Origin of the sequence: Cohnella hongkongensis (genome assembly GCF_042654645.1) — a bacterium.
GTDB classification, from domain to species: domain Bacteria; phylum Bacillota; class Bacilli; order Paenibacillales; family Paenibacillaceae; genus Cohnella; species Cohnella hongkongensis.
Genome location: NZ_JBHSEP010000023.1, coordinates 16,086 through 32,702 on the forward strand (window position 1 = coordinate 16,086; position 16,617 = coordinate 32,702).

General features: G+C 47.6%; 9 protein-coding genes. All 9 read right to left on the bottom strand.

What is annotated here, in order from left to right:
- Positions 1-4 precede the first annotated feature (4 nt).
- Positions 5-3,322, bottom strand: a complete 3,318-nt coding sequence (locus ACFO3S_RS23025; RefSeq protein WP_378100841.1) for a UvrD-helicase domain-containing protein — start codon at positions 3,320-3,322, stop codon at positions 5-7.
- Complete coding sequence (locus tag ACFO3S_RS23030) at positions 3,315-6,278, bottom strand: PD-(D/E)XK nuclease family protein (protein ID WP_378100843.1); 2,964 nt, start codon at positions 6,276-6,278, stop codon at positions 3,315-3,317. The genes ACFO3S_RS23025 and ACFO3S_RS23030 overlap by 8 nt, the downstream gene beginning before the upstream one ends.
- A 42-nt stretch (positions 6,279-6,320) precedes the next feature.
- Complete coding sequence (locus ACFO3S_RS23035) at positions 6,321-7,274, bottom strand: helix-turn-helix transcriptional regulator (protein ID WP_378100845.1); 954 nt, start codon at positions 7,272-7,274, stop codon at positions 6,321-6,323.
- A gap of 65 nt (positions 7,275-7,339) precedes the next feature.
- Positions 7,340-7,747, bottom strand: coding sequence for an HIRAN domain-containing protein (locus ACFO3S_RS23040; RefSeq protein WP_378100847.1), 408 nt, complete (start codon positions 7,745-7,747; stop codon positions 7,340-7,342).
- 84 nt (positions 7,748-7,831) lie between these two features.
- Positions 7,832-8,953, bottom strand: coding sequence for a Fic family protein (locus tag ACFO3S_RS23045; protein ID WP_378100849.1), 1,122 nt, complete (start codon positions 8,951-8,953; stop codon positions 7,832-7,834).
- Between the two features lie 85 nt (positions 8,954-9,038).
- On the bottom strand, positions 9,039-9,995 hold the full coding sequence (locus ACFO3S_RS23050; protein ID WP_378100850.1) for a 3'-5' exoribonuclease YhaM family protein: 957 nt from the start codon (positions 9,993-9,995) through the stop codon (positions 9,039-9,041).
- A 14-nt stretch (positions 9,996-10,009) separates the two neighbouring features.
- A complete protein-coding gene (locus tag ACFO3S_RS23055) occupies positions 10,010-12,478 on the bottom strand; it encodes a pPIWI_RE module domain-containing protein (protein WP_378100852.1) in 2,469 nt (822 codons plus the stop codon).
- Positions 12,462-15,551, bottom strand: coding sequence for a pPIWI_RE_Z domain-containing protein (locus ACFO3S_RS23060; RefSeq protein ID WP_378100854.1), 3,090 nt, complete (start codon positions 15,549-15,551; stop codon positions 12,462-12,464). The genes ACFO3S_RS23055 and ACFO3S_RS23060 overlap by 17 nt, the downstream gene beginning before the upstream one ends.
- Positions 15,548-16,612 carry a restriction endonuclease-related protein gene (locus tag ACFO3S_RS23065; RefSeq protein ID WP_378100855.1) on the bottom strand — a complete coding sequence of 355 codons (1,065 nt, stop codon included), beginning with the start codon at positions 16,610-16,612 and terminating at the stop codon, positions 15,548-15,550. The genes ACFO3S_RS23060 and ACFO3S_RS23065 overlap by 4 nt, the downstream gene beginning before the upstream one ends.
- Positions 16,613-16,617: the final 5 nt, after the last annotated feature.

The window sequence follows — 16,617 nt, forward strand, 5'->3', positions numbered from 1 at the left end:
CTAATTATACTACAGACTGCCCTAGTGCGACATGTTTCTGCAGACTAATAAAATATAATCCTGCTTCCTTCACCCGATATCCGAACGTCTCAGACCAAGCCAAAGCATACGCCTGAACTTGAGGCGCATAGAAATGGACAAACTGCTGCAATTTGCCTTCGTCAAGCTGATCGGTCTTGAAGTCGACGATCACCCAGCCATCCTCTTCTTCAAAGGCGAAATCTATTACACCTTTCACAAAGAGATTTAAGCTGTTATTGGATTGTTGCGTTAATGCCGCGGCGGCTGTTTCGGATATTGCCTGTTCGGTTGCGTGAAATGGCGTTGGCCCCCCATTTCTCTGATGCATCATGATCGGGATCTCAAACAACCGCTGTTTCGCTCGCTGACTTCGCTGCCAGAGTTCGCTATCCAGCACTTCTCGGAGTATAGGAAGAACATCCCCAGCAATCTTCTCTGCAACCCCTTCGACCTGGCAGAGGTATTGAACGTATACAGGAAGTTCGTTTATCGGAAGACCTTTTCCAACGGCTTCAAGTCCCTTATGGATTACACTACCAAAAGATTGTCCTCTCCCATTGGCTGACCATTCCGGTGTTTCGTCCATGTTCTTCGTCAGTCCGGTAACGGTTGCTTCCACATAAGTAGGCTGGCGCAGCAGATGGAACACCTGCTCCCTTTGAGCCAAGAAAGCCCCCAAATCAATAGATGCGATATCTCGTGCTAATTCCTTCTCACACTCACCGGTCCCGGCATCCGTTTCAGGGACATCCAGCTCACGGATATGATCCATCCCATCCATGAGCGAACTCCACGGGCACTTTGCCGGCTGCTCAGGGTAGAGACTGACAACCAACATTTGTTTGGCTCGTGTCGCCGCGACATAGAGAAGACGATCCCGCTCCGCATGCATGAAGGCTCGTTCCCGCACGCTCATCGATTCCCAACCTACCGGCTGGGCAATCGTTTCTTTCTGAAATCCTTTCGATTGTTGGATCAGGAAATAGCCCGCTGCCTCTGTCTCCGAACGATCAACAAACTGGTCAGCGTCATGATCCTTGTCCCCGCAAGGACAAGCGAGAAACACGACAGGCGCTTCCAGGCCTTTTGCCTTATGGACGTTCATGATCCGTACCGCTTGACCTTTCCCCGTATAGAGACTCGCAGTTTCCATCCCTTTGCTCTCCCGAATGGCCGATATCGCCTGCGCCAGTTCATGCCAATCCGAAGCAAGCAAGGCGCCACGCTGCAAGAGCTCCAGCATCTTGAGAAGAGTTCCAGAACGATTGGCACCAGCTTCTTGTATACTAGAATAAGGTAAAAGACCGGTGTCCTCTATAATGCGGTGTAGGGCTGCCCATGCAGGCATTTCCTTGACCCAGCCGGCATATTCCCGCAATTTCCATAATGCAGCGGTAACTGGATTGCCCCGTTCTTCTGTTTCCTCCAGCAGCCGATAAATTGACCATGCATTTCCTTGAGCACGATACGCTATCAGTTCCTTGTCGCTAATACCGAATAGAGGCCCGCGCAAGACACTCAGCATCGTCACTTGGTCAGACGGATCGGCCAGATAGAGAGCTAATTGTCCAAGTGTATGAAGCTCGGGATATAAGGCGGAGCTTCCGACCGTTTCCGCGGCTACGCCCCTCTTCTCCAACTCCTCCGCGTATAGGTGCAAATAATGCCTTGTTCTTGTCAAAATCAGAAAATCACTGGGCCGCGCCTCTCTATACACCCAAGCTGCGCCATCCCGCTCCTGAATGTGCATATTCCCTTGTCGGCAAGCCCACGCAATAGTTGTGGCTATACGCTCTGCGTCAACCGCCGCTACTGCATCCTTGCCTCCCGGAATTTTCGGATACGTAAGCGCATAGATCCCGTGATTCGATTTCTTGTTTGCTTTGGGATTGGGGATATTCGTTTCCATCCGAACATACGCCGCTTGCACCTCGCTTTCCCGAACGGGAAGCTTGCCGACGAATTGCCCATTCACAAAATCGCCGATCGCATCGACGGATCGGAAATTGCTGGTTAAGTGAAGAACATCTCCACATGCGTGAATCCTCGATTTCACCTCGTTATAAATGGAAATATCCGCGCGGCGGAAACGATAGATGGACTGTTTCGGGTCTCCTACGAGGAACAAGGAACCCGGCTTTGGAGTAAGCTTCCGCCAATTCCGTTCGTTCGGATCATCCCCGGCCCCCGTTAAGAGAAACATCATTTCCGCTTGGACCGGGTCGGTGTCCTGAAATTCGTCGACCATTACCCGTTGGTATCGCCCGGCGAAAAACGCTCGAACCTCCGGGTAATCACGCAGCAGACGGCATGCATTCATCAGAAGATCCTGAAAGTTCAGCTTCCCTTCCTGCAATCGCCGTTCTTTGCAATACTCCAATGCAGGCAAGACAAATTGAATGACCTTCGGATACAGATATTCCCGCCACGATTGAAGAAAGGGGAACAGGACCGTGATCTGCCATTCATGAAATCGTTCGGAGATGGCTTTGGCTTGCTTCTTATCCGTCCATTTGTATTGCTTCACATCCAGTTTGAAGTCAAACATCTTCGCAAGTGTTAGTATCAGCATATCGTCCTGCTCATCCGACAACCGCAGCATACGATTAGCAGCACGCAGTTTGGCCTGAAGATTATCCCAACCCTTCTCCGGTTCAACTGTCGGCATAAATCGGCTTGCTTCTTCCATCATGGGAAGCAGCGAGAGACGGATCAGGTTGAATTCAGGACGTTGGACCAGTTCGCAAGGGATTTGGAGGTTCGTAAAAAAGGATACCCGATCATAGACATCCTTAAGAATGCTTACATCAATGTCCACCTCGCCAAAGGATGCTAGGGCTTCAGGATCTCTCTCCTGCAGCCGAATCAGATATTCGTCCCAGCATTGATCGTGGAACGCACGATTCATCTCATCAACCATTTCTTCGAAAGAAGGGTCCAATCCGGCCTCAATCGGACGCTCCCGAAGCATGGAGGAACAGAACGCATGGATAGTTCCGATGAAGATTTGGTCCAAATTGGCCAAGGCTTCTTCCAATCGTCCTCTAGTTTCGCCTTCAGCATCAGCCGCTTTCCGCTCCAAAGCAATACGGAAACGCTCCTTCATCTCATCCGCCGCTTTATTCGTAAAGGTGATCGCCGCAATCTGCTCGATCTTAGCCGTTCCGGTCTCGATGAGCGCCAGCAATCGGCCGACCAAGCTGGTTGTCTTGCCTGATCCTGCGCCGGCTTCTACCAGAAAGGTCGTGCTCAGTTCCTCTAATATCCTCTTTCTAGCTTGTTGATCGGATGCTTCATTCAATGTTCTCCACCTCCAGCAGCGTGTGCAACAGTTCCGAATTCACTTCGTCCTTTCGCTTATCGGCCAGCAGTTCTGCGTGCTCTCCGCATACAGCCGCGTAGTCGCAATACCGGCAGATCGCGGGATTTGAAGCGGGAATAAACAATCCCTGTTCCATCGACGAAAGGATTCCCCGGATCACCTCGGTGACTCGATCCCGCTCGGTTTGCGAGCGCGCAATCACTTGCCCGTGCCCCCGTTCACTTGGAAAGACGTAAGACGCTTCAAGCACTTTTGCTTCTGAATCCACACCCGTTTGCCGCATCCACAGCTCTGTCCCCATCGCGTATAGAGCGTGTTGCAGCTGCGTGCCGCCTGCGAACATGCCATTTTCTTTGTAAGACCGAGGACTGCCGGTCTTATAGTCAATAATTCGATATTGATGCGGCGCAACTTGATCGATCCGGTCGACGATTCCGCGCAGCGTAATCGCCATGTCCTCGCCAAGCTCAAGATGCAACGGCTGGCCGTCTACGATGAGCTCTTGTTCGAAAAACCGGGGGGCCGTATTAGCCTGCAATTCCATGCGATAGAATACTTCAATATCCCGAAGCATCGCTTGCCGCTCCCTCTCAAACACATGAGGGCTCGGTGCTGGAATCCGCTCGGCATATAAGAGCATCGTCTCCTCCGCAATACGAAGTAAACGGGCATGATCGTGTGTAATAGGCATGACTTTACTTGCGCTGACTTCCGTCATATAACGACGATAAACCTCGTGCAGCAGCGAGCCTCTTTCATTCGGCTTCAACCAGGAGGTACGATCAAAAGTCACCTGATCTTTCACGCGAATCCTGAGCACATATTGGAAAAAGTAACGCATCGGACATTCCGCGTACTTCTCCAATTGACTTGCGCTAAGCGTCCGTTCTTCCCGGCCTTTGCAATAATCAGCCCATTCATCCCCCGCTATATATCCGTCATGCTCTGTCACTTGCGAGTTGGTACGCGCCTCGAGTGCAAGTCTGCCTTGACGAAGAGAAGGATAGACTGACTCGATGAAGAATTGCCGGTCCTTCATAAGGTTTACATTCGAACGGATTTGTCGGAAGACGTAATGAGAGCCGTCTAAGGGCAATTCATTTAGCTCAGTAGAGGATGGCTGTTCTACATCCAAATACCCGACAGGTTCGCCTAAGCTCCGATGCAGCATCTCATAGTCCGCATTCGGTTCTCCGGATACTTTCCGGAAGACCTGTAGAAGTTGAAAAGCCGGGCTTGCTGTCGCTCCTTCTGCCAAGTCATACGACGAGAAGCTGCATGTGATATTGCCGCTTATCATCCCAAGCCGACCATCACGAAGGCGTTGCCGATCTCTTTGTCTCTGCATGGCTGTTTGAAGCCCGGCACCGATCCGTCTGCACTCTTCATCGAGAAGCATAGGATTTTGCCTGATATTCCCGGACCACGAATGTTCATCCATCCCGAGAAGAAACGTCTGTTTCCTCCCGCTGATCCCCCCGTTCGGCAAACTCGATATGTACAGGGATCCGGGCTTGGGTAACCGCTGCACCCCGACTCGAAGTTCCTGCAGCATGTCTCGGGCATACAAGAGCATTTGCTGAAATGGCATCAAGTCCGGAACAGGACATTCCTGCAGTTCATTAGCGATACCTCTCATTTCTTGCAGGACGATCGTATCATCTTCTGTTCCAGAGACACCAACTCGATCCAAGACGTTCACGAGCCATCCCCAGATTCCCTTAGGAGAGGAGAGCGCCGCTTCGTCTGGAAACAATTCTCCAAGAAAGTTTGTCAGATGCTTCTTGATCTCGTCATCCCGTTGTTGTTGTTCCGTTCGCTCCCGTTCTTCGGGTCTTTCATTTGAATCCCCTTGGAACCGGACAACTTCTGACCCTAGCAACTTGATATACCGTTCTTTCCCCCAGCCGATTCCGCTTTTCTCCAGAGTTCGAATACAATCCGCATTCGTTATTCCTTGCTCACGATCGGAGAACGTAATCAATTGCTGCTGCAGCATCGATACGAGCGGCCGCACCTGATAACCGGACTCCAGCCAGTTCAGCAGGAAATGGGCGGCTCTTCCCATTCCGGATGTAATCGCAGGCAGCCCGTCTGCGCAAGAACAGGAAAGACCCAGAGAAGCACACATGGTCGAAATGGCCAGCGTATATTCTTCATCCGGGACGATCATCTCCACTTCATCCAATGGCATCCGGCCCTGAATAATTCGACTCAATGCTTCACGAACCTCCGCCATCCTTCCGGTCGCATGATAGAACTGAACTTCTCCGAACGGCAATGTGGATTGAACGTCAGTGAAGGAAGAATCCGCTACAATCCTTGTCATCCGTCCGTTTGACAACCGCTCCATCATCCGGGCGGAAACCGGTGGAAGCGGCATAGGGTCTGGCAGAATAAGCTCTACGTTTTCCGGCAATTGGGTTGGTATATACGACAAAAGGCCGGGGAAATCGGTCCAGCTCCGCTGATTTAGAAAGCGCTCATACGCTGACAGCACCTTTTTGACATAGATGCCTCTTTGCTGGCTCAAAAGTTGATCGCTTCGCAGTTCTTCTGCTTTTACCCCGGCACGGCGTAAATCCATAATGGCTTGGTGAACATGCATCACAATACCAGGCTTTACTTGATCCATGGAGATGTAAGTATCCACATCGGAAGCCATTTGTTCCATAATATGATGTACAATCCAAAAGGACCGCTGATCCCCGATTAAGGTCATCCCTTGTTTATACAGGGAGAACTCAGCCTCTCTTTTAACAAAGGATTGAACCGTATGAACCTCCGTGTTCATTACCGGTCCTAATTCCCGACATATTCGCATCAACCAAGACTGCCCTTCCATGTAGGAAGGAGCAATCACAATCTTGCGGCGAAAAGGCTCTTTACGGATTGCATCAGATAAACGTTCTAGAAACGTGCCTTCTGTTTTCATATGGGACACCCTCCTTTCGTCTATCGCTCGACATTCGCATCCTTACTTTCCATACATCTGCCCCCAACGCTGCAACTGTTCCTTAAATTTCTCACGGACAGATGCAGGTTCTAAGATCTCCGCCGAAGGTCCGTACTGAACCACCCAGTTCATAAATTCGCGCTCATGGTTGACGGTGACCTCGAATAATAAGCTGCCGTCTGGCAGATCGGTCATCTTCGGTCTCACGAACAATTCTTCTTCCTTTACATAGCGGGCAACATCCGGATGGAATTTAATCTTGAAGGTGATTAAAGAATCCCCTCGTTCAATGGACCAGGTGTGCTTCATGTACTGCGCGATGCTGAAATCACCCTTGTCAAAATGATTTCCTGTCAGCTCTACATGTCGGAAACGGCTGATGCGAAATGTGCGAATCTCCCGCTTGGCACGACAATAACCGATCAAATAAAACCGCTGATCCCTTGGAACCAGGTAGTACGGATCAATTTCGCGCTCCGTCAATTCATTCCGGCTCTGGGTATGGTAAACAGCCCTGATCGTCTTGCGGGCGATAATCGCTTCCATGATGGGCAGCAAAAAGTTGGCACTGTTCTCCCGATAAGCCGGGGTGCCCATTTGGATCATGTCCGCGACATTTTCTAATGTATCGTACCGCTTCCGGGTTTCCTTCACATGCGTAGCCATCACCTTGTCGTAAGCGGATTCAAATCCTGGAGGCAGTTTGCTGGTGTCGAGCACGGATGGCAGGACTGAAAATACCAACGCCTCCTGCTCTGTGAAGTTCAGCGGGTACATGGCGAAATTGCCGACAAAACGGTACCCTTTCCCATACCCCTCGTTCGTGATCGGTGCGATTAAATCCAATATCCTCAAGTCTCTGTAAATCGTTCGATCCGTTGTCTCGCATTTATCTGCCAGCTCTTTGGCTGAAATCCCCGGATTAGCCTGAATGGCAAGAAGCATTTTAAAGAGTCGTATTACTTTATCCGTCATGCGAAATCTCCCATCTTGGCATATGTAATGTAAATTCTTATTATATTTGGGATTCTACGTTTTACCTAGTCCTTCCTGCCTAGACAAGCAGAAAACGAAACGTCCTCTGTCGTTTTGATGATGTACATTTCCTCTATGCCCGGTGTAAGTTCAACAATGGCTGTATCCTTCACGACAAATCGCACCATACCGCCAACATGATGCTCAAACATATCATAAATCCGGCCGGCGCTGCGGCATGCTTTCGGTACGGTATGCGGACTGTTGGCGACATAACCGATTTTGCCTATTGGGGTCATTTCTACTTTAATCGCTTCATGGTCATGCGGATTATCCGGGTCTTTGATTAAGTGAACGATCTGACCCGGCTTTAGAAATGCTGCTCCGTAGTAATGCTGCGTACCTGTGATGGCGATATCGGTTGTTCCACTGTAATCACTCCCGTATGTCTTTCCTTCATTATGACGGATCACAGAGACAATAGATTGTCAGCGAATGTACGTTCTGCCAATTAAAAAAGCACCGCGAAATCTCATCTTGAGATCGCGGTGCTGCATTCATTTCAGAAAATGAGCAAACTTATCCGGGGCACTCCGAATGTCTTGAGCCAGCTTCTCGTATTCCGCGGATAATTTTACAGAACGAACTCTTTTGGCGTCTTGATCGCGCGGCTCAATGAATCCTTCTTCTCTCCAATGGCTCACTTTTTCCCTTATTGAACGATCCGACAAGCGAAGCAGGTCCCTCATTTCACTTGTCGTCAAGGTGTCTTGTTTGAAGGTTAGTTGAGCGAACACCATTCTTTGCTGGGGATCCAACTTGCGAATCAGATCCGGTTCGATTTTGGTCATTTGGGCAGATTTATCAGTTACAATGGCAGCGGCTTCTTGAAAAACCTCCGCCAAACCATCAATAAAAAATTCCAGCCAGGGCGTCAAGTCAGCCTCATTCCGCCCAAAATAATAATTGTGATGGAGACCCAACTGGAGTCGGCGATAATACTCAGCTAAGTTGCGGTCGTAGAAATTCTCTAGTACGAATAAACCCTTCAGTCCATAACCACCACGGCGTAAAAGATAGGTCGTAATCATCCGGGCTGTTCGGCCATTACCGTCCAAATACGGATGAATCGTTAGAAACTGCCACATGAATATCCCAGCCTTGATCGGAACCGGAACCGAATAGGTTTCCGGCGAGTTCACCCAGGCAACCAAATCCTCCATTAATACCGGAACATCTTGCCATTCTGGCGGTAAATAAAAACCAGAAGCATTGCGGCTGCCAACTTGATTTTGTTCTTCGCGATACTCGCTAACACGCGGTCTTCGTCCGTGGGATATTCGGATAATGGCATGCAGCTTTTTAATCAATTCCTCTGTGACCGGAAGCTGCCTTTTTTCGGCTTCATCCAGGTATTCTAAAGCTTTCATTAAGTTATAAACTTCCTGCTCTTCATTGTCATTGCTGGTTTGGTACAAAACTTTTCGCTTTGTCGCCTCATCAAGCGTGTTTCCTTCAATTTTCGTTGAAAGGATGACCGTCTTTTCCATCGATTCTTTCTTAAGCAAATCCAGAATAGATGCGGGCAATGGAAGCAAATCCACCACAACGCTGGCGCGTTGTATATCCATTAGTCTGCGGGCAATGGCGTCCGTTATTGAATATTTAGGTGTAAACATAACATCACCATCCTCAATAATATTATACCATTGCCGCTATTTTGCCGCAAAGTTTTTTTGTTGCATTTCTTCGTATATTTCAATTCTAAAATGTCATCTTATACAACGTTTTATTCTCCAGCCCTCGGATGGGCTGTGTCCACAACTCCTTGTCAGAAGTGGCACTTAGTGCATCCTCTGCCATCTGCAGCTTAGCATCCAGTGCGTCGATATGATGCAGCGCTACTGCTTCCGCCGTTTGCGGCTGTACCGGGCTTCCCCATTCCCCGAGGTTATGGTGTGAGAGAATAAGGTGCTGCAATCCGATCACTTGTTGCGAATCGAGTGGAAGCTCCCGCCGCAAAGCCGCTTCTGTGATCCAACTAGCCGCCATGGCAATATGACCGATCAACTTACCCTGGGTGCTGTAATCTGTCACGACCCCAAGCTGAGCGATCATTTCCTCTGGCTTTGCGATATCATGCAGGATAATTCCCGCTTTGATCATGTCCGCATTTAGAAATGGTCTCTGCTTGCAAAGGAACTCTCCAATCTCCAGCATACGAACGACATGATAGGCCAAGCCTGCGAAGTATGCATGATGGTGCATTTTGGCCGCTGGATAATGAGCTAGTTTCTCTCTCACCTTATCGACGCAAAAGCTTACACTATCGCGAATCACCGGATCCGAAATACTCTCAATGACTCTGTCTATGACTTCTAATAATTCCGTAGATCCCATTGGTGCAGCTCGAATAAAATCGGTTAGAGACACACCGTCTTCTTCCCTTATATTGCGAATCCTGATGATCTTAAGCTGCGGTTTTTCCCGATATAACTGAACGATTCCTTGAACCTTGACCAGCGTCATCGGAGAAAAGTTGTCTCTTTCCGTTTCTTTCACATCCCAATACTTGGCAGGCAACTGTCCACTGGAATCACACAGCACCAAATCAAAGTAGTCCTTTGCCGGCGATGTGTTGGTTTGCTTCAGTTCCAGCTCCTTCAATAAACAGAAGCCGACAAATTCATCATTTGTACTCAGGTCTTTAATCAACGTCATGCTTTAACCCCCATCTACAACTCCAAAAACTCTGCCTCTGCCTCAGAAAACCCATATTCCTTGAATTGCAAATATTTCTTTAACGTCCCCGTCATTTTCAGAGGATAAGGCTGTGCAGTAGTCGATTCAAAGGTAATGCATACCTCACGCAAGCGATGCACCGTCCAAGCTAGACGCTCTCGGTCTTGCCTATCCATCGGACCTAATGGCATATATTCGACAACTCGAGGTTGTTGAAAAGCCGTTCCCAAGTTATCATACTTGGTCATGGCCTTGGCAATGTTCATCTGGGTCTTAGGTTTGTTCCCCACACCATAATACAATCCGGACTCGTGATCAGAATAAACGCCAATAGAGAAAGACATAGGGATAAAACCGTAGGCTGGAACATCATCGTTGGAATTAACACGAATAACAGTCATTCCGCGTTCGTTTTGAATCCATCCAGGTAATTCTGGGTCCTTCCCACGGACAATTTTGTTGTTTTGAATCCCATCCAGTCCTTTATATCGAAGCTCCGCTTCAACTAACACGACTGGCTCCTTGCCGATCATTCGCTCCACTCTTAACTGCTCTCCGAACCAACGGGCTATCTCCTTCTTCTGCGCATCTGGAGCTTTGGGAAGCGGATCAAACTGATCTGTTTGCAACACAGCTTCCGACAAAGGCACCCATTCCTCAAGGCCTCGGCTCTTTACCATTAGTACACCGTTTTCGAATTTCGTCAGAATCGCATAGGTTCCTTTATCACCCGAAACCAGATCATAGGCTATGATGGGACGTTGTTCATTGACATCCAGATATGCCTTGTAATCGATAATTCCCGCATCCCCCAATAAATCCAGAATACTGTTGAAAACTTTGTGAATATAATTTGACTCTAGGTTATCCTTCTTTCGTTTAGACTTCTTGGCCCCGCTTTCGGGATAGACAAATTGAGTCATCCTCCCTGTTAATTGAAACCCTTTACGAACCGCTTGCTTGGGGTCGGTTCCTTCGCCAAGCTTTTTCCATTCATCTTTAGGTAATATTTCAATCAATGAGCAAGTTAGGGCTTGATTCCCTTTAACATGTTCGATGCTTCGGAGGATTTTGTTGGTTCGATGTTCATCCGCCAGGTCCTTAAGTGCTCCACGATCCAAGCCATCTACATAGTCCTTCCTGTCACACTTGACCACAATGATGCGGTTTCGAGAGGAAGAGTTCAACCTAAAGACATCTCCGTCGACTTGTTCAGCCAGCAACTTTCCTTTATATTTCTTAGCTTTCAATGCTTCAATGACACATTGATATAAAGAGTCCGATCCCCACACTTCAAGTACAAAATCTTTATCATGCCCGCAGTAAACGGGTGGGATCAGATCTTTCCTTCGCCTCCCTGTCCCTTCCCGCTTCGGTTTCGGGACAAGTGGCAGCGGCGCAAGCGGTCTCCAGTCGGATATGTTTCTCTGTACCATCTCATAGAATCCCATTTTTTCCTGGATACTGATACCCGCTTCAATATAAGGGGACTGGCTAAAGACTCTATTATTATGAACGATCCATATATTAGGAGAGTTACCTGAGTGATACTTGACTGGATTTGTTAAGATATCCTCTGTCGATAATGAATTGCCCCATAAAACATCACTAAACAGTTCGTCGAGCCCTTCAGACCAACGGGTATAAGGCTCAGTTCCACCTTCTCTGCGGAAGAATAAACTCGCATACGAACGTAATTCCATTACCTTATCTCTAATAAGGGGATTGTCCATGGAAATCAGTAACGTGCTATTAATACCGCCCTTCAAATATTTGGTCTCCTGAGAGTTTGTAATAAACCGCCTTATTCCAGCCGAAACCATCAATAGAAGGCGGCTCGGCTCCCCAGCTCGATATTGTAAGCGAAATCGGACGACATAAGAAAAAGTACCGGATCTAGTGGTGATGGGCTCAGACATGCACTCTGCCCTTTGCGTAGCATATACTTGCGAGAACGTAAGCTCAACCGGCTCATCCTGTTGCTCAAGATGTAGTTGCTTCGGACTCAAGCAAAATTGATGGGCAACAAGAGCTGGCAGCAATTCATATTTTAACCTTGAATCACGATGCAAAATGGAATCTACCGAATCGCTTCGCCAGTCCATTGTACTCATATCCAAATCATCCGGTGCAGCTACGCCCTGCCTCGTTGCTATTTGGTTCATCCATCCCTTAGCCAGCAGTAGAATCATTCCCACCGGGACTGGCTGCGTTGCAATGAGCCACGGACGGTTTTCATCCAGATAAAATTGGTTATTGACCGAGACGATCTGTGGAAATATACTTTGAAGTTTTTTACCTAATGGCTTAGTCGCAAAGGGCAGCTTAACGCCATTATAAAACTGACGAATAAATTCTCGCCAAACACTTGGTATATCCAGCAGATAGATCTGTTTATTTTTCCATGCATCTTGATCGCTCTCAAAGGCATACAGTTGCAGTAATTTACCAGTCCGACTCATGGGCCTCATTCCTTTCCATCATGGCTTTCATACTATCTATAAATGGTCCATATAAACTGCGAAATGCTGGATTTGATTCGTGATCCACCATGATCTTCAGCCAGTAATCCAACATTGATTCCCCAACATCCGTGCGCATGGGCTGAGCTAGAAATTTACCATCACAGTAAAACACTCTCGCCGGTGTGCCTTTGCGAAGAAGCCTTCCAATCGTTTGCCAGACTGGAATAAATGTATACCAAGCTATAGTCTTTCTCTCCGCAGGATTCAATACGGACCAATAGTCTGGTTTATGGTACATCCGGTGGAGCAAGCGATTACTTTCGCTGCGAATGAGATCCAGTGCCTGTCTATAAAGCTTGCCTTCAAAATCGGCTCGTTCAATGAAGTCAGGCAGTTTGGCATGCAAAAGTTGGATGAGATAGGTCATGTCCTGCGGTATCGGATATGGCCGTATCATAAAAAACACAGATCCGAATAATGAACCTTTCGTATCATCCAGAATGTTATAACCGCGACTTATCGCAAGTAACGGGGCGATCAACACATCAGCGTTTTCGTTAGCAAACCGCTCTAACTCTGCTCTCGAAAACTCGGCTTCATGAAAAGGATCCGGGTCCCTCGTTAACTGGCGGTATCTATTTTTCCAAGAAGAATGTGATGCAAATACGGCTCCGACATCAGCAACGTCCTCATAAGAGTTGACAATCAACAGCACTTTACGATTTGTGCCCGAGTTACGCCACTCCAGCAATTCTTGTTCAATCTTGGGCATTAACTTGGCGGTTAGCGCACGTAGATTTCGTTCTCTCCTATCCTCAATCTCACCGGATATTTGGATAGGGGTTTCCTTCCCGTGCTCATAGATCGGATAATATTCCTGGTGAATGACTGGAACACCCAGATTGGATTCCAACAGCCATCCAGGCAACGATGCAACATGATAATGGGCTGATCCTGGAGCCAGACTTGTACCTGAAAGCAGAACAACCGCAGGACCTTCATATCCATCTATTCCAGCGTAGATCGATTGCCAGTCTTCAAGGAGAAGCCGACCGACACCTGAATACTGAACGGCTTTGAATGTACCTGTGTCATTCCCAGGTTTTACTTCATACAGATATCCGGTCATTCGTCCTGTCGTCGCATCTTTCATAATTGCTGAAAACTCACGTTGAATCGTGTAAAGTCCCTCGAATTCAGATAATTTTCCTAATGTGGCTTGAACTAGCGGATAAAGATCCATGAACACTTGCATATCATGATCGATAAGTGCCAGACATAAATATAATTCCAACGAATGAACCGGGAATTTCATTCTTCCAACAGGGTTTGTCTCACCGCCCAACTTATGGAGAATGGCAGTTAGAGCTTGTTCCCGCTCCTTCTTCGTTCGAGCTTGCAGCATTTTCGTTACATCTGCATAGATACGGTGTTCTAGCGGATGATCCGCATAGTTGCGTAATTCCTGTTCAATTCTCTCCCGATTCTGTTCGTCCTTGGCGAAAGCGCTACTGATGCGATAAGCTTCGGTAGAGAGCCGTAATAGCTTCCGGTACAAAAACTGAGCGAATTCAGGCGTTAAATTCAATGTACGATATACACCGCGGCGGATGGTGCTTTCAAGGCGATTCAGAACATCCATCCAGTCTTGTACAACCTCGTCATGTGCATACTTACCATAATAACCTATCGTTTTTCGAAATGATTCTAATAGGGTCTTCTCAAAGAGATGCTGAGAGTTACCAAACAATGCAATCTCGGAGACGAGGGAATCGTCGAATTGCTTCTGAACCGCATCGGCTTCATCAACGAAAATGATGTCTAACAAGTCATACATCGCTTCATAGACTGTTCTCTCATAAGGATCCAGCATAGCAGGTAGTTTTGTTTTCAATATGCTTGCCGAGGTTGTAACCCATACTTCCGCCTGGACCAGGGCTGCGAAATCGCGGTAGATTCCGCAACTGGCTGCATAGGGGCATACGCACCTTTTCTCCTGCTGTATTAACTGACGACATGGATAATCTGTCGTATTTTCATGGTCATTGGCAAGGGCATGGATGATGCAAAAATCAGATACATGACGGAGTTCCAGATAAGAATCCTGCCCCCAATCCGTTACATCCCGAATCCGATGGCGACGGGCGGATATATAATCTTTCTGATGTTTACGGCGACCCGATCTTCCAATTACAGGAACTGCGTTAATTCCCAATAAACGAAGTTCCTTAACTCGGTTTAATACTTGAGGGACACTGCTCTCAATGAATCCGACACGAGCTCCTGCTCGGACTAATCGATCCGTTTCCAACACCATAAATGTGGATTTTCCGGATCCCAGTCCCCCCACGATATGCTGTAGTCCCTTATACTCAAACTGTCGGATACTAGGGTTAGTCAATGATTTTAGTTTAAGTCCAATTCCGGCCCGTTCCTTCAATTCCAAGGCTGCCGAAGCTTCTAGCATCCCCTCTGTCTGATAAGTATGCTCATCTCCAAGATGAAGTGTAAATCTCCCCTTCGGTCTATATCTCGAAAATGTTGACGTATTAACCAACGGCGTTGGAATTTCTCCGCCATAACGAATGGACTCTTGTTCCTGATTATATTTGTAATAGTGGAACTTGCCTGATGTAGCAAAGCGTATATCCTTTGACTGATGCGCAACAGGCTGTTCTAATAATTGCTCGTACCATTTCCTGCGATCGGCGAACAAGGCAGGAGTCCGGAGTCTCCAATGACTACCGTCGTTTTCATATAATCTATATTCAACCGAAACTTCTTCATATCGTTCGAATAAGTTGTCCCATGTCATCCTTGAGCGCAAAGCACTATATAAAACTCTTAAACGGTGTGCTATCTCCTTCCGAGCATGCTTGGGAAGAATAGGTGAGTCGTAACCTGATAAAATCGTATAACCTTCGCGGATATCCATAGAAGAATCAACCATCAAACATCCTGTAACGAACAATTCCACAGTATAAATGGTTTCAATGTTTTGCCGCGGCAATCCAGATGGCAAGAGACGCGGAAGGAACTGCTCAAAATAGGTCCAATACGATACTCTCATCTCTCGGTTGCCTCCCCAGCCAGATGCTTCTGCACATCCCGCTCATTTATGATTTTCAGATGACTTGCATGAGCCATAAGTGCTTGTTTAACAAGCTTCGAGTAACCGGGGTATATTTTCGTTCGGTATTGCGGAATGACAATATATACATGTGGGTCTCGATATTTCTCTAGTTGGTGGGGTTGCATTTTATTGAAGAAGTTAGCCAGGTGTAGAGGGTGCTTAAAATCCTTCATATCCAGATAGACGATATGCGTATCCAATTCGACGGCTAAATCAAACCGGTCTACTTGCGGAAAGAGTTCAACTTTGTAACCTTTCCTCGTCAGCCAATCTTTAGCTGTAAGTTCAGCCAACCCTGGCAACATCGTGTACCGATAAATTCCATAACGCAATCGATGCATGGGCTCATGGGTTTCCCATTTCTTAAGCTCTCCGCGACTGGCCAGTTTCCCACAAAGATCTTCTGCCCCGCATTGCCAGTGATCGTTACGAAATTCTAGCGTCCATCCGCATCGTGGACATTTGCGATATCGTTCTACATCGTCCGAAATTTCTTCATAACAGCGACTAAGCTTTTTCATCAGTTCTGTATCCTTAAGCTCCAGCCCAAACTCCATTAAACGATAAGCAGATACAACCGGATTGGTAATAAGAAACTCTCGAAGTTTTCGGTACTTCTCCTCTAGCATCGGCTTTGTCCCTCGGCAATAGCGCAATATCTCTACGATTTCTTGTGTCTGAGCTTCTTCAGGCGAATCGTACATGATTTTAAATTCACGTGCGTCTGGTGACAGGCCCAGGTCCGGAATCAAGAGCGGCGCGTCCTCCGGATAGATGCCGGCTACTACAATTCCCCATTCTTCTGCCGGTTTTTGCAACAATTGAATAACTGAAGGCAAATCGATTGGCGCTTCCTTTCCCTCCAACATTAGTAGGCAAACAAACTGCATATGCCCTTGACGCAACAGAGCCGGCGGCTCACCGAGTTCATTCCCCCATTGTTCCAACCCGGAGATTACATTCAATAGACAATCTCTTACGGCTTGATCCTTTTCCATTTGAA

What these genes read in the sequence shown, in the direction of transcription:
- ACFO3S_RS23030 (WP_378100843.1), bottom strand. Translation starts at nt 6,278, where the DNA reads ATGAAAACAGAAGGCACGTTTCTAGAACGTTTATCTGATGCAATCCGT.
- ACFO3S_RS23035 (WP_378100845.1), bottom strand. Translation starts at nt 7,274, where the DNA reads ATGACGGATAAAGTAATACGACTCTTTAAAATGCTTCTTGCCATTCAG.
- ACFO3S_RS23045 (WP_378100849.1), bottom strand. Translation starts at nt 8,953, where the DNA reads ATGTTTACACCTAAATATTCAATAACGGACGCCATTGCCCGCAGACTA.
- ACFO3S_RS23050 (WP_378100850.1), bottom strand. Translation starts at nt 9,995, where the DNA reads ATGACGTTGATTAAAGACCTGAGTACAAATGATGAATTTGTCGGCTTC.
- ACFO3S_RS23055 (WP_378100852.1), bottom strand. Translation starts at nt 12,478, where the DNA reads ATGAGTCGGACTGGTAAATTACTGCAACTGTATGCCTTTGAGAGCGAT.
- ACFO3S_RS23060 (WP_378100854.1), bottom strand. Translation starts at nt 15,551, where the DNA reads ATGAGAGTATCGTATTGGACCTATTTTGAGCAGTTCCTTCCGCGTCTC.
- ACFO3S_RS23065 (WP_378100855.1), bottom strand. Translation starts at nt 16,612, where the DNA reads ATGGAAAAGGATCAAGCCGTAAGAGATTGTCTATTGAATGTAATCTCC.